22 protein-coding genes are annotated in these 23914 nt (G+C 75.1%); 10 read left to right on the forward strand and 12 right to left on the reverse strand.

Translation table 11 applies throughout. The features are described 5' to 3' along the window. The first annotated feature begins 119 nt into the window (after positions 1-119). Positions 120-4124 carry a Pls/PosA family non-ribosomal peptide synthetase gene (locus AC3RKA_RS07030; RefSeq protein ID WP_489727031.1) on the forward strand — a complete coding sequence of 1335 codons (4005 nt, stop codon included), beginning with the start codon at positions 120-122 and terminating at the stop codon, positions 4122-4124. Continuing rightward, entirely contained in the window at positions 4121-5461 is a 1341-nt protein-coding gene (locus AC3RKA_RS07035) for a M1 family metallopeptidase (protein WP_136940995.1), read from the forward strand. Before AC3RKA_RS07030 ends, AC3RKA_RS07035 begins: the two co-directional genes overlap by 4 nt. A gap of 18 nt (positions 5462-5479) precedes the next feature. On the opposite strand, the gene AC3RKA_RS07040 is transcribed toward AC3RKA_RS07035, so the two are convergent. From AC3RKA_RS07040 to pheS, 3 genes are read right to left on the reverse strand one after another with little or no spacing between them, the layout of a single operon-like run. After that, a complete protein-coding gene (locus tag AC3RKA_RS07040; protein ID WP_098470563.1) occupies positions 5480-6100 on the reverse strand; it encodes a 4'-phosphopantetheinyl transferase family protein in 621 nt (206 codons plus the stop codon). A 2-nt stretch (positions 6101-6102) separates the two neighbouring features. Then, the gene (gene pheT, locus AC3RKA_RS07045) at positions 6103-8682 is read right to left on the reverse strand and encodes a phenylalanine--tRNA ligase subunit beta (RefSeq protein WP_098470564.1); all 2580 of its coding nucleotides are present in this window, start codon (positions 8680-8682) and stop codon (positions 6103-6105) included. A 3-nt stretch (positions 8683-8685) separates the two neighbouring features. Next, positions 8686-9768, reverse strand: a complete 1083-nt coding sequence (gene pheS / locus AC3RKA_RS07050) for a phenylalanine--tRNA ligase subunit alpha (RefSeq protein ID WP_012750956.1) — start codon at positions 9766-9768, stop codon at positions 8686-8688. Between the two features lie 180 nt (positions 9769-9948). Between pheS and AC3RKA_RS07055 the strand changes: the two genes are divergently transcribed. The 3 genes from AC3RKA_RS07055 to AC3RKA_RS07065 are packed head-to-tail and all read left to right on the forward strand — an operon-like array spanning position 9949 to position 11808. Further along, positions 9949-10944 (forward strand): IS481 family transposase, encoded by a 996-nt coding sequence (locus AC3RKA_RS07055; protein WP_081091226.1) that lies wholly within the window; start codon positions 9949-9951, stop codon positions 10942-10944. A 10-nt stretch (positions 10945-10954) separates the two neighbouring features. Beyond that, positions 10955-11362 carry a CHY zinc finger protein gene (locus AC3RKA_RS07060; RefSeq protein ID WP_049158435.1) on the forward strand — a complete coding sequence of 136 codons (408 nt, stop codon included), beginning with the start codon at positions 10955-10957 and terminating at the stop codon, positions 11360-11362. After that, a complete protein-coding gene (locus AC3RKA_RS07065; protein ID WP_049158434.1) occupies positions 11359-11808 on the forward strand; it encodes a hypothetical protein in 450 nt (149 codons plus the stop codon). The genes AC3RKA_RS07060 and AC3RKA_RS07065 overlap by 4 nt, the downstream gene beginning before the upstream one ends. Before the next feature lie 42 nt (positions 11809-11850). On the opposite strand, the gene AC3RKA_RS07070 is transcribed toward AC3RKA_RS07065, so the two are convergent. Further along, a complete protein-coding gene (locus AC3RKA_RS07070; RefSeq protein WP_049158439.1) occupies positions 11851-12513 on the reverse strand; it encodes a pyroglutamyl-peptidase I in 663 nt (220 codons plus the stop codon). A 92-nt stretch (positions 12514-12605) separates the two neighbouring features. On the opposite strand from AC3RKA_RS07070, the gene AC3RKA_RS07075 reads away from it, so the two are divergent. After that, the gene (locus AC3RKA_RS07075; RefSeq protein WP_060974026.1) at positions 12606-13679 is read left to right on the forward strand and encodes an Rv2578c family radical SAM protein; all 1074 of its coding nucleotides are present in this window, start codon (positions 12606-12608) and stop codon (positions 13677-13679) included. A gap of 34 nt (positions 13680-13713) precedes the next feature. On the opposite strand, the gene AC3RKA_RS07080 is transcribed toward AC3RKA_RS07075, so the two are convergent. Continuing rightward, positions 13714-14226, reverse strand: a complete 513-nt coding sequence (locus tag AC3RKA_RS07080) for a (deoxy)nucleoside triphosphate pyrophosphohydrolase (protein ID WP_489727032.1) — start codon at positions 14224-14226, stop codon at positions 13714-13716. 56 nt (positions 14227-14282) lie between these two features. Here AC3RKA_RS07080 and AC3RKA_RS07085 point away from each other — a divergent pair, with 56 nt between their 5' ends. Together AC3RKA_RS07085 and AC3RKA_RS07090 are read left to right on the forward strand one after the other, a co-directional pair. Further along, positions 14283-15605: an MFS transporter gene (locus tag AC3RKA_RS07085; RefSeq protein ID WP_049158431.1), complete on the forward strand. Its 1323-nt coding sequence runs from the start codon at positions 14283-14285 to the stop codon at positions 15603-15605. Between the two features lie 141 nt (positions 15606-15746). Further along, entirely contained in the window at positions 15747-16019 is a 273-nt protein-coding gene (locus AC3RKA_RS07090) for a GlsB/YeaQ/YmgE family stress response membrane protein (protein ID WP_002853694.1), read from the forward strand. Positions 16020-16131: 112 nt separating this feature from the next. Here the strand turns inward: AC3RKA_RS07090 and AC3RKA_RS07095 are convergent, their stop codons facing one another. The 4 genes from AC3RKA_RS07095 to infC form a co-directional block, all read right to left on the reverse strand. After that, positions 16132-17028, reverse strand: a complete 897-nt coding sequence (locus AC3RKA_RS07095; RefSeq protein ID WP_049158430.1) for a TrmH family RNA methyltransferase — start codon at positions 17026-17028, stop codon at positions 16132-16134. Between the two features lie 136 nt (positions 17029-17164). Further along, complete coding sequence (gene rplT / locus AC3RKA_RS07100; RefSeq protein WP_002853696.1) at positions 17165-17551, reverse strand: 50S ribosomal protein L20; 387 nt, start codon at positions 17549-17551, stop codon at positions 17165-17167. Positions 17552-17640: 89 nt separating this feature from the next. Continuing rightward, a complete protein-coding gene (rpmI, locus tag AC3RKA_RS07105; RefSeq protein WP_002853699.1) occupies positions 17641-17835 on the reverse strand; it encodes a 50S ribosomal protein L35 in 195 nt (64 codons plus the stop codon). A gap of 104 nt (positions 17836-17939) precedes the next feature. Next, positions 17940-19079 (reverse strand): translation initiation factor IF-3, encoded by a 1140-nt coding sequence (infC, locus tag AC3RKA_RS07110; protein ID WP_239668437.1) that lies wholly within the window; start codon positions 19077-19079, stop codon positions 17940-17942. A 180-nt stretch (positions 19080-19259) separates the two neighbouring features. Between infC and AC3RKA_RS07115 the strand changes: the two genes are divergently transcribed. After that, positions 19260-19631, forward strand: a complete 372-nt coding sequence (locus AC3RKA_RS07115) for a DUF1844 domain-containing protein (RefSeq protein ID WP_049158429.1) — start codon at positions 19260-19262, stop codon at positions 19629-19631. Positions 19632-19696: 65 nt separating this feature from the next. Here AC3RKA_RS07115 and AC3RKA_RS07120 read toward each other — a convergent pair whose 3' ends face one another. Then, positions 19697-20173, reverse strand: coding sequence for a hypothetical protein (locus AC3RKA_RS07120; RefSeq protein ID WP_065573425.1), 477 nt, complete (start codon positions 20171-20173; stop codon positions 19697-19699). A 366-nt stretch (positions 20174-20539) separates the two neighbouring features. On the opposite strand from AC3RKA_RS07120, the gene AC3RKA_RS07125 reads away from it, so the two are divergent. Continuing rightward, on the forward strand, positions 20540-20788 hold the full coding sequence (locus tag AC3RKA_RS07125) for a WhiB family transcriptional regulator (RefSeq protein ID WP_002854852.1): 249 nt from the start codon (positions 20540-20542) through the stop codon (positions 20786-20788). Positions 20789-20850: 62 nt separating this feature from the next. Here the strand turns inward: AC3RKA_RS07125 and AC3RKA_RS07130 are convergent, their stop codons facing one another. Together AC3RKA_RS07130 and AC3RKA_RS07135 are read right to left on the reverse strand one after the other, a co-directional pair. Continuing rightward, a complete protein-coding gene (locus tag AC3RKA_RS07130) occupies positions 20851-22359 on the reverse strand; it encodes a sensor histidine kinase (protein WP_049160263.1) in 1509 nt (502 codons plus the stop codon). Further along, positions 22329-23912, reverse strand: a complete 1584-nt coding sequence (locus AC3RKA_RS07135; RefSeq protein WP_002854856.1) for a P-loop NTPase family protein — start codon at positions 23910-23912, stop codon at positions 22329-22331. The genes AC3RKA_RS07130 and AC3RKA_RS07135 overlap by 31 nt, the downstream gene beginning before the upstream one ends. Between the last annotated feature and the right edge of the window lie 2 nt (positions 23913-23914).

Raw genomic sequence — 23914 nt, forward strand, 5'->3', positions numbered from 1 at the left:
CGGACCCGCCCGGTGCCGTCCAGGCGCCCCACGCGACCACGGGTGAGGCATAGAATGTCACGCTGCGGCCTGGTCCGCGTCCGACCCTCGGTTCGCCGCTCAGATCCTCCGGAGGCCCCGTGTCCCTTTCGTCCGCCGCGCCCACCCCGCCCCCCGTCCCCCTCGACCCCACGGCCGCGCCGCATCGGGCGCAGCTGCCCGGCTCCGAGCGCACCCCGCCCGCCCGGACGCTCGTCGAGATCTTCGACGCCACGGCGCGCGAGCACCCGGACGCGACGGCCCTGGACGACGGCGTCGAGCCGCTGACGTACGCGGAGCTGCGGGAGCGCGTCGACGAGACCGCCCGCCACCTGTGGACCGCCGGCGTGCGGGCGGGAGACCGGGTCGGCGTCCGGATCGCCTCGGGCACGGCCGCGCTCTACGTCTCGATCCTCGGCGTGCTCGCCGCCGGCGCGGCCTACGTCCCCGTGGACGCGGACGATCCAGAGGAGCGCGCCCGTCTCGTGTTCGGCGAGGCGAAGGTGGCCGGCGTCCTCACCGACGAGCGGGTCTACGCCCCGCACCCCGAGCACACCGTGGACCCGGCCGCCGAGGCCCGCACCCCCGGGCTCGAGGACGACGCGTGGATCATCTTCACCTCGGGCTCGACGGGCACCCCCAAGGGCGTGGCGGTGAGCCACCGCTCGGCCGCGGCCTTCGTGGACGCCGAGGCACGGATCTTCCTGGCGGACGATCCGCTCGCCCCGGGGGACCGCGTGCTGGCGGGACTGTCCGTCGCGTTCGACGCCTCGTGCGAGGAGATGTGGCTCGCCTGGCGTCACGGTGCGTGCCTGGTCCCGGCCCCCCGCTCGCTCGTGCGCTCCGGCATGGACCTCGGCCCGTGGCTCGCCGAGCGGCGCATCACCGCCGTGTCCACCGTGCCGACCCTCGCCGCGATGTGGCCCACCGAGGCCATGGACAACGTCCGGCTGCTGATCTTCGGCGGCGAGGCCTGCCCGCCCGAGCTCGCCGCGCGCCTGGCGGAGGACGGCCGCGAGGTCTGGAACACCTACGGCCCCACGGAGGCCACCGTCGTCGCGTGCGCGGCCCCGCTCACCGGTCTCGGCCCGGTCCGCATCGGCCTGCCCCTGGACGGCTGGGACCTGGCCGTCGTCGACCCGCAGACCACGCTGCCCGTGGCCGAGGGCGAGACGGGTGAGCTGATCATCGGCGGCGTCGGCCTGGCCCGCTACCTCGACCCGGCCAAGGACGCCGAGAAGTACGCCCCCATGCCCTCCCTCGGCTGGGAGCGCGCCTACCGCTCCGGCGACCTCGTGGTCTTCGAGCCGGAGGGCCTGCTGTTCGTCGGCCGCGCCGACGACCAGGTCAAGCTCGGCGGCCGCCGCATCGAGCTCGGCGAGGTGGACGCGGCCCTCCAGGCCCTGCCCGGCGTCCACGGCGGCGCCGCGGCCGTGCAGACCACCCCGGCGGGCCACCAGATCCTCGTCGGCTACCTCGTGCCCGCGGACCCCGAGGCCGAGCTCGACCTGCACATGGCCCGCGAGCACCTCGCGGCGGAGCTGCCGGCCGCCCTCGTGCCCCGACTGGCCGTCGTGGACTCCCTGCCCACGAAGACCTCCGGCAAGGTGGACCGCCATGCGCTGCCGTGGCCCCTGCCCGGCGCCGAGGTGGACGAGGACGCACCCCAGCCGGACGAGGACACCGCCGACGGCTGGGTGCTGCGCCAGTGGGCGGACGTGCTCGGCGCGCCCCCCCAGGACGCCGACACGGACTTCTTCGAGGCCGGCGGCGGCTCGCTCGCCGCGGCCCAGCTCGTGGCCCGCCTGCGCCTGCGCCACCCGGCCGTGACCGTCCAGGACGTCTACCGCAACCCCACCGCCGGGGCCCTCGTGGCCGCCGTCGTGGGCGAGGACGGCCCCCGCGGCATCGAGGTGCACGACCGGCACGTCGACCGCACCCGTCACCGCACCCAGTGGGTCCAGACCCTCGTGGGGCTGCCGGTCTTCGTCCTGCCCGCCCTGCGCCTGGGCGTGTGGACCGGCCTGGCCCTGAACCTGCTGACGCTCTCCGGGCTGGCGCCCGGGCTGCCCACCGTGCCGTGGTGGGTGCTGATCGTGGCCGGCCTGCTGGTGGTCACCGTGCCCGGCCGCATGCTGCTCACCGCCGCGATCGCCCGGCTGCTGCTGCGCGGTGTGAGCCCCGGGTCCTACCCGCGCGGCGGCCGCGTCCACCTGCGCCTGTGGCTCGCCCAGCAGATCAGCGACCTCGTGGACCCCTACTCGCTGGCCGGCGCCACGTGGGTGCCCGCCTACGCGCGACTGCTGGGCAACCGGATCGGCAAGGACGTGGACATGCACACCGTGCCACCGGTCACCGGCATGCTCACGGTCGAGGAGGGCGCCGCGATCGAGCCCGAGGTGGACCTGTCCGGCTACTGGGTCGACGGCGACGTCGTCCGGCTCGGCGAGGTGCGCATCGGCGCGGACGCCGTCGTGGGCGCCCGCTCCACGCTCCTGCCGGGCGCCCAGGTCGGCTCCGGGGCGCACGTCGAGGCCGGGTCCACCGTCGCCGGGCGGGTGCGCGGCGGCCAGCGCCACGCCGGCTCCCCCGCCGTCAAGGTGGGCAAGGTGAAGTCCCGCGGCCCCGCCGAGGCGCCGCGGGAGACCCGGGGCTGGCGCCTGATGGCGACCGTCCTCTCGACCCTCATCTCCCTCCTTCCGCTCGTCTCCGCCGCCGCGGCGGCCGCGGTGGCCGCGTGGTCGCTGACCTGGTGGCCGCCGGCCCCGGAGGCGGGGCCGCTGGCCGCCGTCGGGACCACCGCGGCGCGGCTGCTGGCCGCGAGCCCCCTGGTGGCCGGCGTGTGGTTCCTGACCCAGATGCTGCTCGTGCTCGTCACGGTGCGCCTGCTCGCGCTCGGCATCACGGAGGGGCACCACCCCGTGCGCTCCCGGGTCGGCTGGCAGGTGTGGGCCACCGAGCGCGTCCTCGATGCCGCCCGCGACCAGCTCTTCCCGATCTACGCCTCCCGCTTCACGCCGACGTGGCTGCGCCTGCTGGGCGCCGAGGTGGGCCGCGGCGTCGAGGCCTCCACCGTGGTGCTCGTGCCGTGCATGACCCGCGTGGGCGACGGCGCGTTCCTCGCCGACGACACGATGGTCTCCTCCTACTCCCTCGACGGCGGGTGGATGCACGTGGCCCCCGCGAAGGTCGGCAAGCGCTCGTTCGTGGGCAACTCCGGCATGGTGCCCGGCGGCCGCACTCTGCGCCGCGACTCGCTCGTGGCGGTGCTGTCCACCACCCCGGCCAAGACCAAGGCGGGCACGTCCTGGATGGGCTCCCCGCCCGTGCGCCTGCGCCGCAACGAGGTCACCGCGGACGCCTCCCTCACCTACGACCCGCCGGCCCGGCTCAAGGCCGCCCGCACCGCCTGGGAGCTGCTGCGCGCGATCCCGGTGTGGCTGCACGTGGCCCTGTCCATCGCCGTCGGCGCGACGCTGGCCGCCCTCATCGCGGTCGGCACGTGGGCGCTGGCCTTCATCCTGGGCGGCGTCGTCCTGCTCGCGGCCGGCGCGGTCGCGGCGGGCCTGACCGTGCTCGCCAAGCGGGTCTTCGTCGGCCGGATCCGCGCGGGCGAGCACCCGCTGTGGTCCTCGTTCATCTGGCGCAACGAGGTCGCGGACACCTTCACCGAGTTCCTCGCCGCCCCGTGGTTCAGCCGGGCCGCGGCCGGCACCCCCGCCCTGGTCTGGTTCCTGCGCGCGATGGGCGCCCGCATCGGCCACGGCGCCTGGGTCGAGTCCTACTGGCTGCCCGAGGCCGACCTCGTGGAGCTCGGCGACGGCGCCACCGTGAACCGCGGCTGCGTCGTCCAGACCCACCTGTTCCACGACCGCGTGATGTCCCTGGACGCCGTCGTGCTGGAGGACGGCGCCACCCTCGGCCCCCACTCCGTGGTGCTGCCCGCCGCTCGCCTGGGCCGCGGCACCACCGTCGGCGCCGGGTCCCTCGTGATGCGCGGCGAGGAGCTGCCCGCCGGCACGTGGTGGCTCGGCAACCCGGTCTCCCCGTGGCGTCGTCCCGACGGCGACCCCGCCGCAGCCACCCCCTCCCGAGAGGAAGCATGAGCACCGATCCCTACGTCCCGGGCGTCGGCACCGACGCCGCCACCGTCGAGCACATCGCGCTGGACCTCGACGTGCGCCTGGCCGCGAACCGGGTCTCCGGCACCGCCGTCCTGCGCGTGCGCCTGACGAAGCAGAGCCGCCGCATCGAGCTGGACCTGCACCGGCTGCGCGTGTCCCGGGTGGACGCCGTCGTCGACGGCCGCGCCATCGCCTCCTCGTTCACCCAGCCGGGCCGCGCCCCGAGCCGCCTCGTCGTCGACCTGGGCGAGAGCCGGCCGGAGGGCACGCTCGTGGAGCTGACGGTGGTCTACGCGGGCACGCCCACGCTGCGGCGCAGCCCGTGGGGCACCATCGGCTGGGAGGAGCTCACGGACGGCGTGCTCGTGGCCGGGCAGCCCCACGGCGCCTCCACGTGGCTGCCGTGCGTGGACTCGCCCACCTCACGCTCGACGGCGGAGATCACCCTCACCTGCGACGCGGGCTACCTGCCCGTCGCCAACGGCGTGGGCGCACCCGTGCGCACACGCGGCTCGCGGGTCACGTGGCGGTGGCGGCTCGACCAGCCCGTGCCCGCCTACCTGCTCAGCGTGCAGATCGGCCGCTACCGGCTCGTGGACGCCGCCCCTCCCGCCGAGGGGCTGCCGCCGCTGCGCCTCGTGGTCTCCCCGCGGACCGAGCAGCGGGCCCGCCGGGCCCTCGCCCCCCAGCCGGCCATGATGGCCACGTTCATCGACGCCTACGGGCCGTACCCGTTCGAGGACTACACCGCGGTCGTGGCCGACGAGGAGCTCGAGATCCCCCTCGAGGCCGCGGGCATGTCGCTGTTCGGCACCAACCACCTGGACGGCTCGTGGGAGTCCGAGCGGCTGATCGCCCACGAGATGTCCCATCAGTGGTTCGGCAACGCCGTGACCCTGGGCCGCTGGTCCGACCTGTGGCTGCACGAGGGCTTCGCCTGCTGGTCCGAGTGGCTGTGGGCCGAGGCCTCGGGGCGGTCGAGCATCACCTCGATGGCGCGGCGGGCCTGGCAGAAGCTGGCCGCGCACCCGGTGGAGCAGGCGCTGGCCGAGCCCGGGCCGGAGGAGATGTTCGAGGACTGGGTGTACAAGCGCGGCGCGCTCACCGTGGAGGCGCTGCGGCACCTGCTGGGCACGGACCTCTTCGGCTCCATGCTGCGCGCCTGGGTGCGAGAGCACCGGTTCGGCACCGTCGACTCCCTGGGGCTGCGCACGCACGTGCACGCGTGGGCCCCGCACGCCGGGGTGAGCCGAGCGCAGGTGGACGAGCTCTTCGACGCGTGGACGCTGCGGCCCGAGCTGCCGCCGTTCCCGGGCTGAGGCGGCCGCGCGGTCGACTCAGCGGCCCCGCAGCGCCAGCGTCCCGACGAGACCGCCCGGCAGCCGGTCGGTGAGGTCCACCAGCACGACGTCGGCCGGCACGGTCAGCGCGTCGACGGCGGCGGGGTCGCCCGTGAAGCCGGTGCCGGCGGCCTTCACGAGCGCCTCCTTGCGCGTCCACAGCCGGGCCCGCGCGGCGGGCCTCTCGGGGGCGGGAAGCTCCCGCACCCGGGCGCGCTCCGCCGTCGAGAAGCCCACCCCGCCCAGGCCGTCCTCGTCCGCGAAGGCCGCGGCGTCCGCCCGCTCGACGTCCACCCCGAGGCCGAGCCCGTCGGCGGGCCGTGCCGGCGCCCACCACGCCCCGATCCGAGCCCGGTCCTCAGTGCCGGGCATCCGGACGCGCGTGAACGAGACGAGGGCGACCCGGCCGGGGGGCAGGCCGGTCAGCGCGGGGACGCCGTGCGCGGCCGAGCCGCAGCGCGGGCAGGCGTGCCGGAGCCCGAGCGGCCCCACCGGCACGCCCCACGCCGCCGTCAGGGCGGTGCGCACCTGACCGAGCAGCGCGGAGACGGCGTCGGCCGCCCCCGCCGAGGCGGGGACGGCCGATGTCAGGCCCCACGGGCCGGTCGCGACGGACACGGTCAGCGCTGGACCGCCCCGTGCCGCTGCGCCGCGAGCGCGGTGGCCGCGGCGCGGGCCTCGGAGACCTCCTCCGCGGTGAGCGTGCGGTCAGGGGCGCGGAAGCGCAGGGAGAACGCGAGGGACTTCCGCCCCTCCGGCACGCCCGCGCCCCGGTAGACGTCGAACAGCTCGACGGCCTCGAGCAGCTCCCCGGCGCCCTCGGCGAGGGTCGCGCGCACGTCCCCGGCCACGACGGCCTCGTCCACCACGAGCGCCACATCCTGCGTGCTCACGGGGAACGTGGACAGCGGTGCGGCCACCACGATCTCGGGGGCCGCGGCGCACAGCGCGTCCAGGTCCAGCTCCCACACGCTCGTGCGGGCGGGCAGGTCCTCGGCCTCGAGCCACTGCGGGTGCAGCTCGCCGGCGACGCCCACCACCCGGTCCCCGTGCTCGGTCACGACGACGAGCTCGGCCACCCGGCCCGGGTGGAACGCGTGGTGCCGGCCCTGCCGGACGGCCAGCTCGACGCCGAGGACGTCGGCCACGTCGAGGGCCCCGGCGACCGCGTCCTGCCAGTCCACCGGGCGGGGGTCGTGGTCCGGTCCGGGCGCCGAGTCGTGCCCGGCGTACAGACCGGCCACATGCCACGGCTGGGCGGGGATGCCGGCCTCGAGGTCGGCGAGGACCTCGGCGGAGGGGTGGACCGCGCGCGGGGGGATCGTCGCCGAGCCCAGCTGCGCGCCGGGCAGGAAGACCAGCCCCATCTCGTACAGCGCCAGATCGCGGAAGCCGCGGCTGAGGTTGCGGCGCGCGGTCTCGACGAGGCCCGGCAGCAGCGACAGGCGCAGGTGCCGGTACTGGGAGGCGATCGGATTGGCCAGGGCCACCATCGCCAGGGCCTGGCCCTGCGCGTCCGAGTCCGCCCCGAAACGCCGGTTCTGCTCCTCGGAGACGAACGGGTAGGCCAGCACCTCGGTGAGACCCGCGGCCGCGAGCGCGGCCGACACGCGGCGACGCTGGGCCTGGCGGCGGGTGAAGCCGCGGCCCGGCGGGGCCACGGGCACCACGGAGGGGATCTCGTCGTAGCCGCGCAGGCGCGCGACCTCCTCGGCGAGGTCCTCGGGGATGCGCAGGTCCGTGCGCCACGACGGGGCGGTCACGGTCAGCCGCGGGGCGGCGTCGTCGGCGGCCTCGGCGACGGTCACCTCGGCACCCAGGGCGCGCAGCGTCTCCACGACCTCGTCGGTCGTGTACGCCACGCCCACCAGGGCGGAGGGGAAGTCGGCGGCCATCTCGACGACGGCCGGCTGCGGCCGCGTCCCGACGTCGGTGACCCCGGGCTCGGCGGTGCCGCCGGCGAGCTCGACGAGCAGCTGGACGGCCCGCTCGGCCGCCTCGTCGGCGATCTCCCAGTCGACGCCGCGCTCGTTGCGCTTCGACGCCTCCGAGGGCAGGCGGTGCCGGCGCCGCGTCCGCGCGATCGACACCGGGTCGAAGTTCGCGGACTCGACCACGATCGTGGTGGTGGCGTCCGTGACCTCGGTGGCGGCCCCGCCCATGACGCCCGCCAGGCCGATGGGGCCGGAGTCGTCCGTGATGAGCAGGTCCTCCGCGTCGAGCTCGCGCTCCTTGCCGTCGAGGGTGGTCAGGGTCTCTCCGGCCCGCGCGCGGCGCACCACGATCTCGCCGGAGAGCGTGTCCGCGTCGTAGAAGTGCAGGGGCTGGCCCAGTTCCCACATGACGTAGTTGGAGATGTCCACCGGCAGGGAGATGGTGCGGATGCCGGCCAGGCGCAGGCGCGCGGCCAGCCACGGTGGGGTCGGACGGGTCGCGTCCACACCGGAGACCGTGCGGGCCACGAAGCGGGTGGCCCCGGGCTCGCCGTGGATCGGCGCGTCGTCGTCGATGCGGACGGCCGGGCCGGCGTCGTCGGCCGCGGGCGGGTGGATGGCCGCGGCCGGGTCCGTGAAGGGCACGCCGGTGGCGTGCGCGTACTCGCGCGCGACGCCGCGCATCGAGAACGCGTAGCCGCGGTCGGGCGTCACGTTGATCTCGGCGGCCTCGCCGTGCAGGTCCAGGACGTCCCGGGCGTCGGTGCCCGGCTCGGGGTCGAGCCCGAGGTCGCCGAGCACAATGATCCCGTCCGTGCCGTCGTCGCCCATGCCCAGCTCCGTGCTGGAGGCGATCATGCCGGCCGAGACGTGCCCGTAGGTCTTGCGGGGGCTGATGCGGAAGTCGCCGGGCAGCACCGCGCCGGGCAGGGCCACGACGACCTTGTCCCCGACCTCGAAGTTGTGGGCGCCGCACACGATGCCCTGCACGCCGGAGGGCTCGATCCCCTCGCCGGTGAGCGGCTGGGCGGCGCCCTCGGGCACCACCCGCACGGAGCACCAGTTGATGGTCTTGCCGTTCTTCTGCGGCTCGGGCTCCTTGGAGAGCACCTGCCCGACGACGATCGGGCCCTGCAGCTCGGCGGCCGGACGGTGGACGTCCTCCTCCTCGAGGCCGACGCGGACGAGGTCGGCCATCACGTCCTCGGCACGGTGCTCCGCGGGCACGGGGACGAACTCCCGCAGCCAGTCCAGGGGGATGCGCATGGATCAGACCTCCATTCCGAAGTGCTGGGAGAAGCGGACATCGCCCTCGATCATGTCGTGCATGTCCGGGACCTCGTTGCGGAACATGAGCGTGCGCTCCACGCCCATGCCGAACGCGAACCCGGAGTACTCCTCCGGGTCCAGGCCCGCGGCGCGCAGCACGTTCGGGTGCACCATGCCGCAGCCGCCCCACTCGATCCAGCGGGGCCCGCCCTTGGCGCCGGGGTGCCAGATGTCCAGCTCGGCGCTGGGCTCGGTGAACGGGAAGAAGTTCGGGCGCAGGCGGATGGCCGCCTCGGCCCCGAACATCTGGCGGGCGAAGTACTCGAGGGTGCCGCGCAGGTGGGCCATGGTCAGGCCCTTGTCCACGGCCAGGCCCTCGAACTGGTGGAACACCGGGGTGTGCGTGGCGTCCAGCTCGTCCGTGCGGAACGTGCGGCCCGGGCACAGCACGTAGGTGGGGGCGCCCCGCTCGAGCAGGGAGCGCATCTGCACCGGGGAGGTGTGGGTGCGCAGCAGCAGGTGGGCCTCGGCCGGGGCCACGAAGAAGGTGTCCTGCATCTCGCGGGCCGGATGGTCCGGCGCGAAGTTGAGGGAGTCGAAGTTGAACCACTCGGACTCGAGTTCGGGGCCCTCCGCGATCTCCCAGCCCATGCCGACGAAGATCTCCGAGACGCGGTCCATCGTCAGCGAGAGCGGGTGACGGGCGCCGACGCGGCGGCGACGGACCGCGGTGGTCACGTCCACCGTCTCCTCGCGCAGGATCCGCGCGGCCTGCTCCGCCTCGAGCACCTCGGTGCGGGCGGCCAGGGCCTTGCCCAGGCGGCCGCGAGCGGCGCCCATGAGCTTGCCGGCCTCCGCCTTGCGCTCCTTGGGCAGAGCGCCGATCGCCTTGTTCGCGAGAGTCAGGGGGGCCCGGTCGCCGGTGTGGGCCAGGCGGGCGGCCTTGAGCTCATCGAGGTCGGCCGCGGCCTCGTACGCGGCGAGTGCGGCCTGCACGGCGGCCTCCACCGCCTCCGCGTCCACGGGGGAGATCTCCGCCACGGGCGCGGTGGGCTCCGCGCCGGTCTCGGGGCTGGGTGTCATCAGGGCAACGACCTTCGCATGGGGGACGGTGGGACGCCCGTCAGTCTAGTGTCCGCCCCGGGTCTGGTCGGCCTAGGTGTGATGTCCAGGGACGTTGTTGCGTGAATAGCTGACAGGCGAAGGCCTCCTGTTGCGAGAGTGGAGTTGTCGAGAAACCGCTCACGCGAACAGAAGGCCTTCATGCCCCACGCTAACGCCGCCCTGACCCCTCGCGCCCGCCTACGCCTGGCCAAGCTCATCGTCGAGGAGCACTGGCCGGTCGCCACCGCGGCCAAGATGTTCATGGTCTCCCCACCCACCGCACGCAAATGGGCCACACGCTTCCGGGCCGAGGGACCTGCAGGGATGGCAGACCGGTCCAGCCGGCCGTCCACGATGCCGACCAGAACACCGCCGGCGGTGGTGAAACAGATCGTGGCCGCCCGATGGCGCCGACGCCTGGGGCCGGCACAGATCGCTGGAGAACTCGGGATGCCGGCCTCCACCGTCCATGCCGTGCTCGTGCGCTGCCGGATCAACCGCCTCGCCCGTCTGGACCGGGTCACCGGCGAGCCGATCCGCCGCTACGAGCACCCCCACCCCGGCTCGCTGATCCACGTCGACGTCACCAAGTTCGGGCGCATCCCCGACGGGGGCGGACACCGATTCGTCGGGCGCCAGCAGGGCATGAAGCACCGCGCGGCGACCTCGGACCGCGAAGGAACCCGTGATGCCCGATACCAGCCCCGGCTCGGGGTGGGCTTTCTGCACACCGTGATCGATGATCACTCCCGCTTCGCCTATGTCGAGATGCACTCCGATGAACGCAGCCAGACGGCCATCGCGGTGTTGCGCCGCGCGGTCGCCCACTTCGCACGCCTGGGAGTGGAGGTGGAGCGGGTGCTCTCGGACAACGGCTCGGCCTACCGCTCGCATGCCTGGCGTGATGCCTGCACCGAGCTCGGGATCAAGCCCAAGCGGACTCGGCCCTACCGGCCGCAGACGAACGGGAAGATTGAGCGGTTCCATCGCACGCTCGCTGACGGGTGGGCCTACGCCCGGTTCTATAGCTCAGAGACGGAGCGCAGGGCCGCGTTGCCTGGATGGCTGCACTTCTACAATCATCATCGCGTCCACTCCGCGATCGGCGCCGCGCCTGCCACCCGGCTCAACAACCTCCCTGGACATCACACCTAGGCTGAGGCGCATGACCGCCCCGGACTCCCTCGACGGCACCGACCCGCTGCTGCGGGGCGTGGGCCTGGACGCGCAGACCCGCTGCGCCCATTACGCCACGGCGCGGGACGTCGTCGCCCTGCGCTTCGCCTGCTGCCCCGCGTACTGGTCCTGCCACCGCTGCCACGCGGAGCTCGCCGACCACCCGGCCGTGCCGGTGCCGGCCGGCGACTTCGACCGGCCGCACGTGCTGTGCGGGGTGTGCCGCACCGAGCTGAGCGTGACCGCCTACCTCGCCCTCGAGGCCACCGCCGATCCCGCGTGCCCGGCCTGCGGGGCGCCGTTCAACCCGGGCTGCGCCGCCCATGCCCCGCTCTACTTCGACGTCTCCGCGTCCGGGTCCCCCGCCGGTGACGCCGCTCCCGCGGCACAGCCATGACCGCGGCCCCCTCCCGGCCGACGCCTCCGGTGCACGTGCGGGCGCGCGGGCTGTGGAACCTGCTGAACCTGGCGACGCCGCTGGGGCTGGTGGGCGCCGTCGTCGCCGGCTGCGCGCTGCGGCCCGGACCGCACGGGCTGATCGAGGCCCGCGGCTGGACGCACCGGTTCCCGGGCGGGGCCGCGTTCACGGTCGGCGACGTCGTGTTCACCCGCCCCGGCCTGCGCATGACGCCCGCGCTGTGGCGGCACGAGGCCGGCCATGCGGACCAGTACGCCCTCCTGCTGGGCCTGCCCTTCCTGCCGGCGTACGCGCTGGCGGCGGCGTGGTCGACGTGGCGGACCGGGGATCCGGCGTCGCGCAACGTCTTCGAACGACGCGCGGGCCTGGCCCTGGGCGGCTACATCGAGCGGCCCGTGGTCCGCGGCCTGCGGCGCCGCCGCTGACGGGCACGGGTGGTCGCGCCGACGCGGACCCGGGGTCCGGGGTCAGTGCAGGGTGCCGCCGGGGACGTCGAGGTCGGGGCCGCCGGCCAGCGCCGTCAGGGCGGCCTCGGCCACCGCGCGCGCCAGGTCGGCCGCGGGCAGGGCCGGGGTGTCCGGCGTCGGGCGGTGCTCGGCGTCCCAGGGCACGTGGATGAAGCCGGCGGCCCGGGCGGTGCCGGGGGCGTCGAGGAGCGAGTACATGACGTGGTTGCACACGAACGCGCCCGCGGACAGGGACGGCTCCGCGGCGACGCCGGCCGCCCGGATCGCGGCGACGGCACGCTTGGCGGGCAGGGTGGCGAACAGGGCCGCGGGCCCGTCGGCGCGCACGGGCCGGTCCACGGGCTGCTCCCCCGCGTTGTCCGGGATCCGGGCGTCCTGCAGGTTCACGGCCACCCGCTCGACCCGGACGGCCGCCGTCCCGCCGGCCAGCCCGACGGCGATCGCCACCTCCGGCCGGACCCGATCGAGGGCCGCGGTCAGGGCCGGCCCGGCCGCGCCGAACGCGCACGGCAGCTCGACCGCCTCGGCCGTCACACCCCGGTCCGCCAGGACGCCCACGGCGTCCCGTGCGGCGGCGATCGACGGATTGTGGACGTCTCCGCCGAAGGGCTCGAAGCCCGTGAGCAGGACGCGGGCGGCCGGGGCGGGTGCACGGGAGGTCATGGCGACCACGGTAGGCGCGTCTCAACGCCCGCGCCACGCCCGGACTCGAACACGCTTGCGGGTCCGTTCGAACATGTGTTCTACTTCTGGCCATGCGATGGGAAGCGCAGACCCTGCGGTCCGAGGGCGGAGCCCAGCGGGCGACGGCCGGCACACCGGCCGGCTCCGCCGCCCTGCTGCCGCTCTCGGACCTGCAGCGGAGTGTCACCACCCCGGAGTTCGCGGGCGTCACCTTCCATGAGGTGCTCGCCAAGACCGCACTGAACTCGGTGCCGTCCGCCTCGGCCATGCCGTTCCGCTGGACCGTGAACCCGTACCGCGGCTGCACCCACGCCTGCCGGTACTGCTACGCCCGCAGCACCCACACCTTCCTCGAGCTCGATGCCGGGGCCGACTTCGACCGGCAGATCGTCGTGAAGGTCAACGTCGCCGAGGTGCTGCGCGCCGAGCTCGCCCGCCCCACGTGGGGCCGCGAGGCGGTGGCGTTGGGGACCAACACGGACCCGTACCAGCGGGCCGAGGGCCGCTACGCGCTGATGCCCGGGATCATCCGGGCCCTGGCGGATTCCGGCACCCCGTTCTCCGTGCTGACCAAGGGGACCCTGCTCGCGCGTGATGTGCCCCTGCTGCAGGCGGCCTCGCGCCAGGTGCCCGTGCAGGTCTCGCTGTCCCTGGCGATGCTCGATCCCGCCATCGCCGCCGCGGTCGAGCCGGGCACGCCCTCGCCGACCGCACGCCTGCGCCTGATCGAGCGGCTCGCCGCCGCGGGTGCGGACGTCACCGTCATGGCCATGCCTCTGCTGCCGTGGCTCACGGACGGGGACGGCGAGATCGATGCCCTCATGCGTGCGCTGGCGGACGCCGGAGCCGCGCGGGTCATGCCGGGCGCCCTGCACCTGCGGCCGGGCGCGAAGGAGTGGTACCTGGACTGGATCCGCCGCGAGCACCCGGATCTGCTGGCCGGCTACGAGCAGATGTACGCCCGGTCCGCCTACGCGCCCGAGTCGTACCGTCGCATGCTCACCCGGGTGGCCGGGGAGGCCGCCGCCCGGCACGGCCTGGCCCGCGGCGGCGCGCACGGCATCCGGCGCGAGGACGGTCCCCCGGCCCGGCGCACCCCGACGTCCCGGCCCTCCGCTCCGGCGGCGCAGCCCGCGCTGTTCTGACCCGTCCGCGGGGCGCGGCCGGCCGCGTGCCGGCTCAGCGCCCCGCCGAGAACGCCGTGGCGGCGCCGCGGACCACCTCGGCCACGATCGGCCGGTCCGCCGGGATCCAGTCCAGGTGCTGCACGCCCGGCCCGGCGAGCGGCAGCCACGCCAGCAGGTCGTGGTCCTGCAGGGCTCGGGGCGTCGCCCCCTCCTCCGCCAGGACGCCCCAGAACACCCGCATCCGGGCGCCGTTGGCCAGCTCCCACCCGTCGGGCTCCGGCGCCGCCACCTCGGGGCCGAGCCGCACGGCGACCCCGAGCTCCTCCCGACACTCCCGCAGCAGCGCCTCCTGGGCACCCTCCCCCGGCTCGACCTTGCCCCCGGGGAACTCCCAGAGTCCCCGCAGCGCGGCGGGCGCGCTGCGGCGGGCCGCCAGCAGGCGGGTCGGCGCGGCCGCATCGTCGAGCAGCGCGAGCCCCACGACCAGCCGCGGTCGCGCCCCGTCCCGGGGCGACGTCGTCGGGCTGGCGGCGGGCGCGGGGCGAACAGGTGTGGCGGAGGTCATGAGCCCAGGCTAGCGAGGCCCCCGCCCCCGCAGACCGGAGTCCGTAGGCTGAGTCGGTGCCCATCCCCACTCCCGCCGCCGACGGCGCCCACGACCGTTCCCCCCGTCCCCCGCGTCCGACGCGCCCGGACCCGTCCGTCCCGCCGACCGTGCCGACGGGCCCGGGCGCGCTGCTGGGCGGCCGGCGCGTGCGTCTGCTGCCGGCCATCCTCGCGCTGGCCCTGGGCAGCTTCGCGATCGGCACCACGGAGTTCGCGATGATGGGCCTGCTGCCGCAGGCGGTGGCCGACCTCGGCGTCGGTCTCGAGGCCGGCGGCGTGCTCATCTCCATGTACGCGCTGGGCGTCGTGATCGGCGCTCCCCTGCTGGCCGCGTCCTTCGCCCGCGTCGACCGGCGGGTCACGAGCATCGTGCTGATGCTGCTGTTCGTCGTGGGGCACGTGGCCGCGTTCCTCGCCCCGGACATGGGGAGCATGATGGCGGCCCGGTTCGTGTCGGGCCTGCCCCACGGCGCCTACTTCTCCGCGGCCGCCCTGGCCGCGGCGGACCTCGCCGGGCCCGCCCGCCGCGGCCAGGCCGTGGCGTGGGTGATGGCGGGGCTGTCCGTGGCCAACGTGCTGGGCGTGCCGGGCGCGACGGCGCTCGGGCAGGCCGTCGGCTGGCGCTGGATGTTCGTCATCGTGGCGGTCTGCGCGGCCCTGTGCGTCGGGGCGACCGCGTGGCTCGTCCCGTCCGTGCCGGCCCCCGCGGGCGCCTCGGTCGGCCGCGAGCTGCGCGGTCTGGCCTCCGGCCGCCTGTGGGCGACGGTGGCCGTGGGCGTGATCGGCTTCGCCGGCATGTTCGCGCTCTACACCTACATCGCGCCGCTGCTGACGGAGGTCGCGGGCCTCGAGGAACGGTGGGTCCCCGCCGTGCTGGCCCTCTACGGCGTCGGCATGGTGATCGGCACGCTCGTCAGCGGCGCCCTCACGGACCGGGACCCGGTGGGCACCCTGCGCCTGAGCTTCGGGCTCAGCGCGGTCTCGCTGGCCGCCGTCGCGTTGACGGCCCCGTGGGCGCCGGTGATGATCGTGTTCCTCTTCTGCGTGGCCGTCAGCGGCTCCGGGATCGCCCCGTCCCTGCAGGTGCTGCTCGTGGACTCCGCGCCCACCGCACCGCAGCTGGCCGGTTCGCTCAACCACTCCGCGCTGAACATGGCCAACGCGATGGGCGCGTGGGTCGGGGCGGCCGCGATCGGGGCCGGTGCGTCGCTGCGGACCCCGCCGCTGGTCGGTGCGGGCATCGCCCTGGCGGGTCTGGTGCTGGCGTTCCTCCTCGTGCGCCGCGACGTCGCGGCCCCACCCGGCGTCCGGGCTGACGACGGCGGCTCGCCCCGCTGAACGTCCCGAACCAGGCCGGGGCGAACCTCGTGACGGCGGAGAATCCCGAAAAAACCGGGGCGCCAGAGGTGGCCCCCTTGAAAGCCCCTTGCTACGTTCCTTCTCGTACGTCAGATTCGCAACCTGAAAGGAATCATCATCATGGGCTTCATTGCTTGGATCGTTCTCGGCCTCATCGCGGGCGCCATCGCCCGCCTCATCCTCCCGGGCCGCCAGGGCTCCGGCTGGCTGGGCGCCCTGATCACCGGCATCCTCGGCGCCCTCCTCGGCGGCTGGATCGGTCGCCTGATGGGCTTCAGCACCAACGACTCGTTCTTCGACCTCGCCACCTGGATCTTCGCGATCATCGGCGGCGTCATCGTGGCCTTCATCTGGCAGGCGATCACCGCTCGCCGCACCGGCACCCGTGCCTGAGTGAGCTGAGCGGCCCGGGTTCCACCCGGGAACACGCAGAAGGGGCGGGGATCCACTCGGATCCCCGCCCCTTCTGCGTGTCCGGACGGCTGGCGCCGCCTCGCACGCCCCGTCAGCCGGCGCGCCGTGCCCCCGCCATCGCGGACGAGTACAGGCACACCGTGGCGGCGGTCCCCACATTCAGGGACTCCGCGGCCCCGTACAGCGGCACCGCCACCCGGCGGTCCGCCAACGCGAGCTCGCCGTCGTCCAGGCCCTGGGCCTCGTTGCCGAACAGCCACGCGGTCGGCGCGGCGACCAGGCCGGGGGCGAGGGCGTCGAGCCGGTCCGCGCCGTAGCCGTCGGCGGCCCACACCTGCAGGCCTGCGGCCCGGGCTGCGGCCGCGGCCGCCTCTGCGGGGACGGCGGTGACCACGGGCAGGTGGAACAGCGACCCTGCGGTGGACCGGACCACCTTGGGGTTGAACGGGTCGACGGAGCCCGGCGTGAGGACCACCGCGTCCGCCCCGGCCGCGTCCGCGGCCCGGATGACCGTGCCGGCGTTCCCCGGGTCCTGCACGCGGCACAGCACGGCGGCCAGGCGCGCCTCCTCGAGGACCGCTTCGACGGTCTGCGGCTGCGGCATCCGCGCCACGGCGACGATGTCCTGCCCCGTCACGGCGTCGGCCATGGCGGTGAGCACCTCGTCGCTGGCCTCGCGCACCAGGACCCGCTCACCACCCGGCGTCGGGCGGTCTCGGACGCGCGCCACGAGCTCGGCCAGCGCGGGGTCCCGGTCCACGAGACCGACGGACACGTACACCTGGGTCAGCACCTGCCCCGCACGCCACTGCCCCGCGGCGGCCGCCGGCCCCTCCCCCAGGTGGGCGCGCAACGCCTCGCGGCAGGCCTGCGGCCCCTCGACGAGGAACGTGCCCGTCCGGCGTCGGGCGGAACGGCCCGCCAGGGCTGCCACCGCGCGCACGCGCTCGGCGCGGGGATGGGTCATCGGCTCGGCGTGCGGGGTCATGGGGTCTTTCTGGTCGGGGCTCGGCTGCGGGTGCGCAGACGCCGACGGGGCGGGCCTCGGTGGAGGACCCGCCCCGTCGGCGGTGGTGCTCACGCCTGGGGCGTGGTGGTGGGGCCCTCAGGGCCCCGGAGCCGGCTCAGCGGGAGGCGGCGGGGGCGTTCACGTCCGCGGGCAGCGCCTCGCGGGCGGTCTTCACCAGCACGGCGAAGGTCGCGGCGTCGGAGACGGCGATCTCGGCCAGCATGCGGCGGTCCACCTCGACACCGGCCAGCTTGAGACCCTGCATGAAGCGGTTGTAGGTCATGCCGTTGGCGCGGGCGGCCGCGTTGATGCGGGTGATCCACAGGCGACGGAAGTCACCCTTGCGCTTGTGGCGGTGCTGGTAGTTGTAGGTGAACGAGTGGAGCATCTGCTCCTTCGCCTTGCGGTACAGGCGAGACCGCTGGCCGCGGTAGCCGGAGGCGCGCTCCAGCATGGTCCGACGCTTCTTGTGGGCGTTCACTGCCCGCTTCACACGTGCCACGTGCGTACTCCAATCTGTGTGGTCCCCGGGGCGCGCACTGGCGCGTCACGGCCGAGGAGGAAGGGGTTCCGGCGAGGCCGGAGGGGGTGTCAGATGCCGAGCATCCGCTTGATCTGCTTGATGCTGCCCTTGGAGACGAGCTGGTCGCCCTTGAGACGGCGGGTCAGGCGCGAGGACTTGTGCTCCAGGTAGTGGCGGCGGTTCGCCTGCTGGCGCATGATCTTGCCGGAGCCGGTCACGCGGAAGCGCTTCTTGGCACCGCTGTGGGTCTTCATCTTCGGCATGGCTGCCGTTCTCCTTCACTCATCGCTGCCGTGCGCGGCGCGCACGGCAGTGCTGGTCACCCCGGTCCGTGCGGACCGGGCTGGTCTGTGGCGACCCCGGGGGGTCAGGCCCGAGGACCGGGCTTGGGGGCACCGCCGCGGGGGGCGGCGGGCTTGGGCGGGGCCGGCATCGGCTTGGCCGCCGGCTTCGGAGCCGACGACGGCGCGGCCGGCGTGGCGGCGGACCGCGGCTTCGGTGTCGCGGCCGGCGCAGCCGAGGACCGCGGCTTCGGCGTCGCGGCCGGCTTCGGGGCAGATGCGGGCGTGGCCCTGGTGGCCGGCTTCGCAGCCGGGGCCGGGGTCTTCGGCGCCTGCTTCGTCTCGGCCGGGGCCGCGGAGGCGTTCTCCTGCGTCCGGGCGGCCATGGCCTTCAGCTGCTCGGGGAACGCGTCCCCGATCGAGTTCCGCACCGGGGCGGAGTCGGACGCCGCCTTCTGCGCGGCGCGCTCCTTGGCCTCTCGGGCGGCCTGGTCGCGACGCGAACCGCCGCCCTGACGCTCGCGATGGCTCTCGGTCGAGTTCTTGCGCTGGTCCGCGCGCGCATCGGCCTTGGTGCGCAGCGGGGCGACCACCATCACCATGTTGCGGCCGTCCTGGCGCGGCTGCGACTCGACGGTGCCCAGCTCGGCGACGTCCTCGGCGAACTGCTGCAGCAGCTTGATGCCGAGTTCGGGACGCTGCTGCTCACGGCCGCGGAACTGGATGATGGCCTTGACCTTGTCGCCCTGGCTCAGGAACTTCTTGGCGTGGCCGGTCTTGGTCTCGTAGTCGTGCTTGTCGATCTTCAGGCGGAAGCGGACCTCCTTGAGGACCGTGTTCACCTGGTTCTTGCGCGACTCACGGGCCTTCACCGCGGCCTCGTACTTGTACTTGCCGAAATCCATCAGCTTGCACACCGGAGGCTTGGCCGTGGGGGCCACCTCCACGAGATCCAGGTCCGCCTCGGCGGCGAGCCGGAGGGCGTCCTCGACGCGGACGATGCCGACCTGTTCGCCGTTCGGGCCGACCAGGCGGACTTCCGGAACGCGGATACGCTCGTTGATGCGGGGATCGCTGATGGTGCTGCTCCTCTGTGCGAGACGACGGGTGATCCCGCGCCCACCGGAGGGGCCCTCGGAAACGAGGAAGGCCTCCCCTGCGCGGACGCAGACGGAGGCCTCGACACGGTCCCGCAGACGGGACCCTCGGTGCGGGCTGCGCGCCACGAAGCGGCGGTCCCGACCGGCGACCCGGCAACTCGGTCCGGGGCGAACCGGACATCCTGCTGACGCGGGTGGGAGAGAGGCCTCCACTTTGCTGCTCCTGGCCCGTGCATGCCCGCCCCGGGGTCACCGGATGACGAGGACGTGCGCGGACCACGAGTGGTCTGTGGGAAGCTTACCACCATGACAGACGAACGTCAGGCCCAGGACGCCACCCCCATGGACGCCCCCGCCGAGATCCGCGACATCCACGAGGTCCCCGCCGTCGAGGTCATCACGACCACCGCCGTGCATGTGATGACCGCCGCCGCCGTCAAATGCGGCCTGGCCGACTCCCCCGACGCCCGCGAGCTCATGGATCTCGACGAGGCCCGCAAGCTCATCACCGCCCTCGCCGGGCTGGTCACGGCCGCGGCGCCCGAGATCGGCAGCCAGCACGCCGGCCCGCTGCGCGACGGCCTGCGCTCGCTGCAGCTGGCGTTCCGCGAGGCCTCCCCGTTCCCGGACGCCCCGGGCAAGGGCCCCGGCGAGAAGTTCACCGGCCCGGTGAACTGAACCACGCCCCCGACGACGACGGCGCGCCCCCGACCGGGGACGCGCCGTCGTCGTCGGAGCCGGGCTCAGGCGTCCGTCGACGTCTCCGGGGCGGGGGCGAGATGCCGGGTGACCGGCGTCGTGAAGAGGGTGAGCAGCGCGACGCCGGAGACCGCGAGCAGCGGCCCACCCAGAGCAGCGGCGTCCACGCTGAAGAGCCACGAGGACAGGAGCACACCGAAGAGCTGGATCGCGACGGCGGCGCCGCGGCTCCACGCCCGACCGCGCAGCAGGGCGACGGCGGTCGCGAGGATCCACAGGGCGAGCAGCGCGTAGATGACGATCAGCATCACGCGGGCCCCGGCCGGGAGCACCCCGTCCGCCGCATGCACCACCGCGTCCACGGCGAGCCAGAGGAGCGCGCCCCCCTCGAGCACGAGCGCCGCGGCGACCACGAGGACGGCCACCGGCAGGCCCCGTCCGCGGCGGGGCGGGAGCGTCGTCGCGTCGGCGCCCGCCGACTCGGACGGGGCGACGGGGTCGGGGCGGCGGGACTGTGCCATGGGGCCTCTCCTGCGGGACGGCTGCGGGGACGGACGTGTCCCCCACGGTACGCCGGGCGGCGCGCGGACCACGTCCGCGACGGCGCCTCGGTCAGGGCATGGTGTGACGAAGGACTCGCCGTGCAGCGCGGTGATGCACCTCATTCACCTCTTGTTCACTCGTGAGGGCCGTGCGAGGATGGCACGCGAAAGATTTCCGGGGGCCGCGTTCGTACGAAGGCGGTCCCCGTTGCAATGACCAGGGTCGCCCTCCGTATCGGTCGTGCCGCGCGTCGTCCGCGCAGGCCCCCGCGCCCGCCGCCGGCGGAGGCCGTGACCACCGGCGCCCGCGGGCTCCGGCTCTTCCGACAGAAAGTGAGCGGACCGATGGATTGGCGCAGTAAAGCAGCGTGCCTGGACAAGGACCCGGAGCTGTTCTTCCCCGTGGGCAACACCGGCCCCGCCCTCCTGCAGATCGAGGAGGCGAAGGCGGTGTGCCGCTCGTGTGAGGTCGTGGACACGTGCCTGAAGTGGGCCATGGAGTCCGGCCAGGACTCGGGCGTCTGGGGCGGCATGAGCGAGGACGAGCGGCGCGCCATGAAGCGCCGCGCCGCGCGCGCCCGCCGCGCCTCCTGACCCACCCGAACCACCGGCCCCGTCGACCTCGTCGACGGGGCCGTCCTCAAGCCCGGCCGGGTTCACGTCAGGGGCAGTCGCAGCACGACGCGCGTGCCGCCGTCGTCGGACCGCTCCCAGCGCAGGGTGCCGCGCAGGTCCCCCTCCACGAGCGAGTGCACGATGCGCAGACCGAGCCCCGATCCCTCGCCCGCGCGGGGGGACTCCCCCGGCACCCATCCGTCGGGGGCGGCAGGGCCGCTGTCCGTCACGGACACGACCAGCACCGTTCCTGCGGGGGTCGACTCACGGTCGGCGTGCAGGCCCACGCAGCCACCGCCCGGCGCCGTGCCGTGCTCGACGGCGTTGGCCGCCAGCTCATTGAGCACCAGCGCCAGCGGCGTGGTCACGTGGGAGGGCAGTTCACCGAACTCACCCGTGACCGCGACCTGCAGCGGCCTCCCGTCCCCGGCCACCTCGACGGCCAGGCGGAACTGCCGCTGCAGCAGACCGTCCACGGGGACCTGGTCCTCGATCTCCTCGCTCAGCGTCTGGTGGACGAGGGCGATCGTGTCCACGCGCTGCATCGCCTGACGCAGCGCACGCTCCGCCTCGGGCGAGGACGTGCGCCGCGCCTGCATGCGCAGCAGCGATCCCACGGTCTGCAGGTTGTTCTTGACGCGGTGGTGGATCTCGCGGATGGTCGCGTCCTTGGTGAGCAGACGCTGCTCCTGGCGGCGCAGCTCGGTCACGTCGCGCAGCAGCAGCAGCGCCCCCTGCCAGCCGTCCGGACCGAGGAGGGGGACGGAGCGCACCGTCAGCGACACCCCGCCGGACTGCACCTCCCGACGTCCGGCACGCAGCCCGGTGAGCACGGCCCACGTCCCCTCGTCGGTGGGCACGCGGGCGGCGTCGGTGCTGGCCAGGACGTCGGTGAGCCGGTGCCCCTCGAGGGTTGAGGCGATGCCCAGCCGGCGCAGGGCGGAGACCGCGTTGGGACTGGTGAACTCGGCGACCGAGTCCGGCCCGAGCACGACGAGGCCGTCCCCCACCCGCGGCGTGCCGCCTGCCCAGAGGCCGGGGGGCTCCTCGGGCGCCGGCCAGCGGCCGTGCTGCATCATGTCCAGCAGGGTGCTGGCCGTCCGGCTGTAGTTCTCCTCGATCACCGAGCGCGCCGGCCGGCCGTTCGGGTCCGCGTGCGCGGAGACGACCGCGATGACCCTCCCGGCGCGGACCACCGGCCACAGACGCACCTGCAGCGTGCCTCCCGGGGCCTCGACGGGGCCGGCCCCCTCGGCCCGTTCCCCGCCGTGCCACGTCTGCCCGACGACGGCCCGCAGGTCCGCGCGGGCGCGCGAGCCCACGATGTCGCGGTGGAAGAGGGTGGGAGCGGTGAAGGGCCGGACCTGGGCGAGCGCGACGAACCCTCCGGCCTCGTCGCGGCGGGGCACGGGGCACCAGAGCACGAGGTCCGCGAGCGCCAGGTCTGCCACAAGCTGCCAGTCCCCCACGAGCCGCTGCAGCCAGGCGCGGTCCTCGTCCCCGATGTCGGGGTGCGACGTCAGGGGGTCCTGCGCGAGCGAACTGACCATGGGATCAGGGTACGGCGACGTGCCGGGCGGCCCGTGTCCGTGGCGTCGCGGGCGGTGTCGGAGGACGCGGCGGCGATGGCCTGCGGGGGCCGGGCGCGGTGCCGTCCGCGGCGGGCGGGGCGGGCGGGGACACCGGCCAGCGTGGCGAGGGCGCGACGCAGCGGGCTGTTCGGAGCGGCCTCGGCGAGCACCTGGCCGGCGAGCAGCGCGGGGTCCGCGGCGGCCGGGTCCCACGGCAGGAACGCCTCCAGCGGCGTGGCGGGCGAGGCGTAGCGGTTCCAGACGGCCTCGACCTGCGCGCGCGGGGCGACGCCGGCGGCCGCGGGCCGGAGCCGGTTGACAACGACGCGCAGCCGTGCCGCCGGAGCCATCTCCGCCAGTTCCTCGACCCCGCGGACCAGGCGGGGCAGCGCGACGGCGTCCGGCCCTCCGACCGCGATGACCTCGTCGGCCGCGGCGAGCGCCGCCCGGGTCGCACCGTTGCGCTGTGGGGCGGGCACGTCGAAGGACAGTTCCTCGTCCTGTTCGAGACCGAACCCGACGTCGACGACCACGCGGTCCCACCGTTCCCTGGCGGCCGCGATCAGCGCGGTGACGGCGGCGGGGCGCAGCTCCGGCCACCGGTCCACGCGGGTGAGTCCCGTCAGAACCGTCAGGTCCGCGCCGGCGACGCGGACGCGGACGCCCGCGGCCGCCAGGTCGGCGGCGCCCAGCCGGCCGTGGTCGGCCCGCCGCACGGCCCGCGCCACGCCGGCCGACTCCTCCGTCAGCCCCAGGTGCACACCGACGGCGGGGCCGTACGTGTCCAGGTCGATCAGCAGCGTGTTCCGGCCGGCCACGGCGTGCTCGGCGGCGAGGTTCACGGCGACGGTGGTGCGTCCCGGAGCGCCGGTGGGGCCCCACACCACGGTCACCAGGGACTCCCGCGCGGGTCCGGCCGGTTCGCCCTCCTCCGGAGAGGGTGCGGGGTCGGCTCCCTCGTCCGCGGTGGCGGGGCCGCCGCCGGGCGTGGCCGCGGCGGGGGCGGCACCCGGCCCGGCGTCGTTGGGCTCGTCGGCGTCGCGCCAGGGGTCCGTGAGGCCGGGCACCTCGTCCGCGCCGAGCGTCTCCAGGGTGATCGGCAGGTCGTCGAGGTCCTCGGCCTGATCCAGGGCGTGGTCGGCGTCCTCCCCGTGCGAGGTCGCGGGCCGGCGGCCCTCCGCGGCCGCGCTCGCGGACTCCACGACGACGGCCGCGATCTGCTCGGCGTCGGCGTCGGCGCGCACGCAGGGCACCCCCATGCCGCGGAGGCGACGCCGCTCGGCACGGACCTCGCTGAGGGCCGCCACGCCCACGGGTCGGGGCAGCCGGGCCGTCTCCTCGAGGAAGGCGGCGGTGAGGGACTCGGTGTCCCCGGCCACGAGGACCGCGTCCACGAGACCGGAGCGGGCGATCGCGAGCAGCTCGGCGAGGTCCTCGGCCCGGCGGAGGACCGTGATGTCCGTCTGGTGCCGCTCGAGCGGGCCGATGTGGTCCAGGCCCGGCTGGACGGTGGTGGCCAGGGCGATGCGCACGG

The organism is Micrococcus sp. iso_229, from assembly GCF_058072725.1.

What these genes read in the sequence shown, in the direction of transcription:
- AC3RKA_RS07035 (WP_136940995.1), top strand. Translation starts at nt 4,121, where the DNA reads ATGAGCACCGATCCCTACGTCCCGGGCGTCGGCACCGACGCCGCCACC.
- pheT (WP_098470564.1), bottom strand. Translation starts at nt 8,682, where the DNA reads ATGCGCATCCCCCTGGACTGGCTGCGGGAGTTCGTCCCCGTGCCCGCG.
- pheS (WP_012750956.1), bottom strand. Translation starts at nt 9,768, where the DNA reads ATGACACCCAGCCCCGAGACCGGCGCGGAGCCCACCGCGCCCGTGGCG.
- AC3RKA_RS07055 (WP_081091226.1), top strand. Translation starts at nt 9,949, where the DNA reads ATGCCCCACGCTAACGCCGCCCTGACCCCTCGCGCCCGCCTACGCCTG.
- AC3RKA_RS07060 (WP_049158435.1), top strand. Translation starts at nt 10,955, where the DNA reads ATGACCGCCCCGGACTCCCTCGACGGCACCGACCCGCTGCTGCGGGGC.
- AC3RKA_RS07065 (WP_049158434.1), top strand. Translation starts at nt 11,359, where the DNA reads ATGACCGCGGCCCCCTCCCGGCCGACGCCTCCGGTGCACGTGCGGGCG.
- AC3RKA_RS07070 (WP_049158439.1), bottom strand. Translation starts at nt 12,513, where the DNA reads ATGACCTCCCGTGCACCCGCCCCGGCCGCCCGCGTCCTGCTCACGGGC.
- AC3RKA_RS07075 (WP_060974026.1), top strand. Translation starts at nt 12,606, where the DNA reads ATGCGATGGGAAGCGCAGACCCTGCGGTCCGAGGGCGGAGCCCAGCGG.
- AC3RKA_RS07080 (WP_489727032.1), bottom strand. Translation starts at nt 14,226, where the DNA reads ATGACCTCCGCCACACCTGTTCGCCCCGCGCCCGCCGCCAGCCCGACG.
- AC3RKA_RS07090 (WP_002853694.1), top strand. Translation starts at nt 15,747, where the DNA reads ATGGGCTTCATTGCTTGGATCGTTCTCGGCCTCATCGCGGGCGCCATC.
- AC3RKA_RS07095 (WP_049158430.1), bottom strand. Translation starts at nt 17,028, where the DNA reads ATGACCCCGCACGCCGAGCCGATGACCCATCCCCGCGCCGAGCGCGTG.
- rpmI (WP_002853699.1), bottom strand. Translation starts at nt 17,835, where the DNA reads ATGCCGAAGATGAAGACCCACAGCGGTGCCAAGAAGCGCTTCCGCGTG.
- AC3RKA_RS07115 (WP_049158429.1), top strand. Translation starts at nt 19,260, where the DNA reads ATGACAGACGAACGTCAGGCCCAGGACGCCACCCCCATGGACGCCCCC.
- AC3RKA_RS07120 (WP_065573425.1), bottom strand. Translation starts at nt 20,173, where the DNA reads ATGGCACAGTCCCGCCGCCCCGACCCCGTCGCCCCGTCCGAGTCGGCG.
- AC3RKA_RS07125 (WP_002854852.1), top strand. Translation starts at nt 20,540, where the DNA reads ATGGATTGGCGCAGTAAAGCAGCGTGCCTGGACAAGGACCCGGAGCTG.
- AC3RKA_RS07130 (WP_049160263.1), bottom strand. Translation starts at nt 22,359, where the DNA reads ATGGTCAGTTCGCTCGCGCAGGACCCCCTGACGTCGCACCCCGACATC.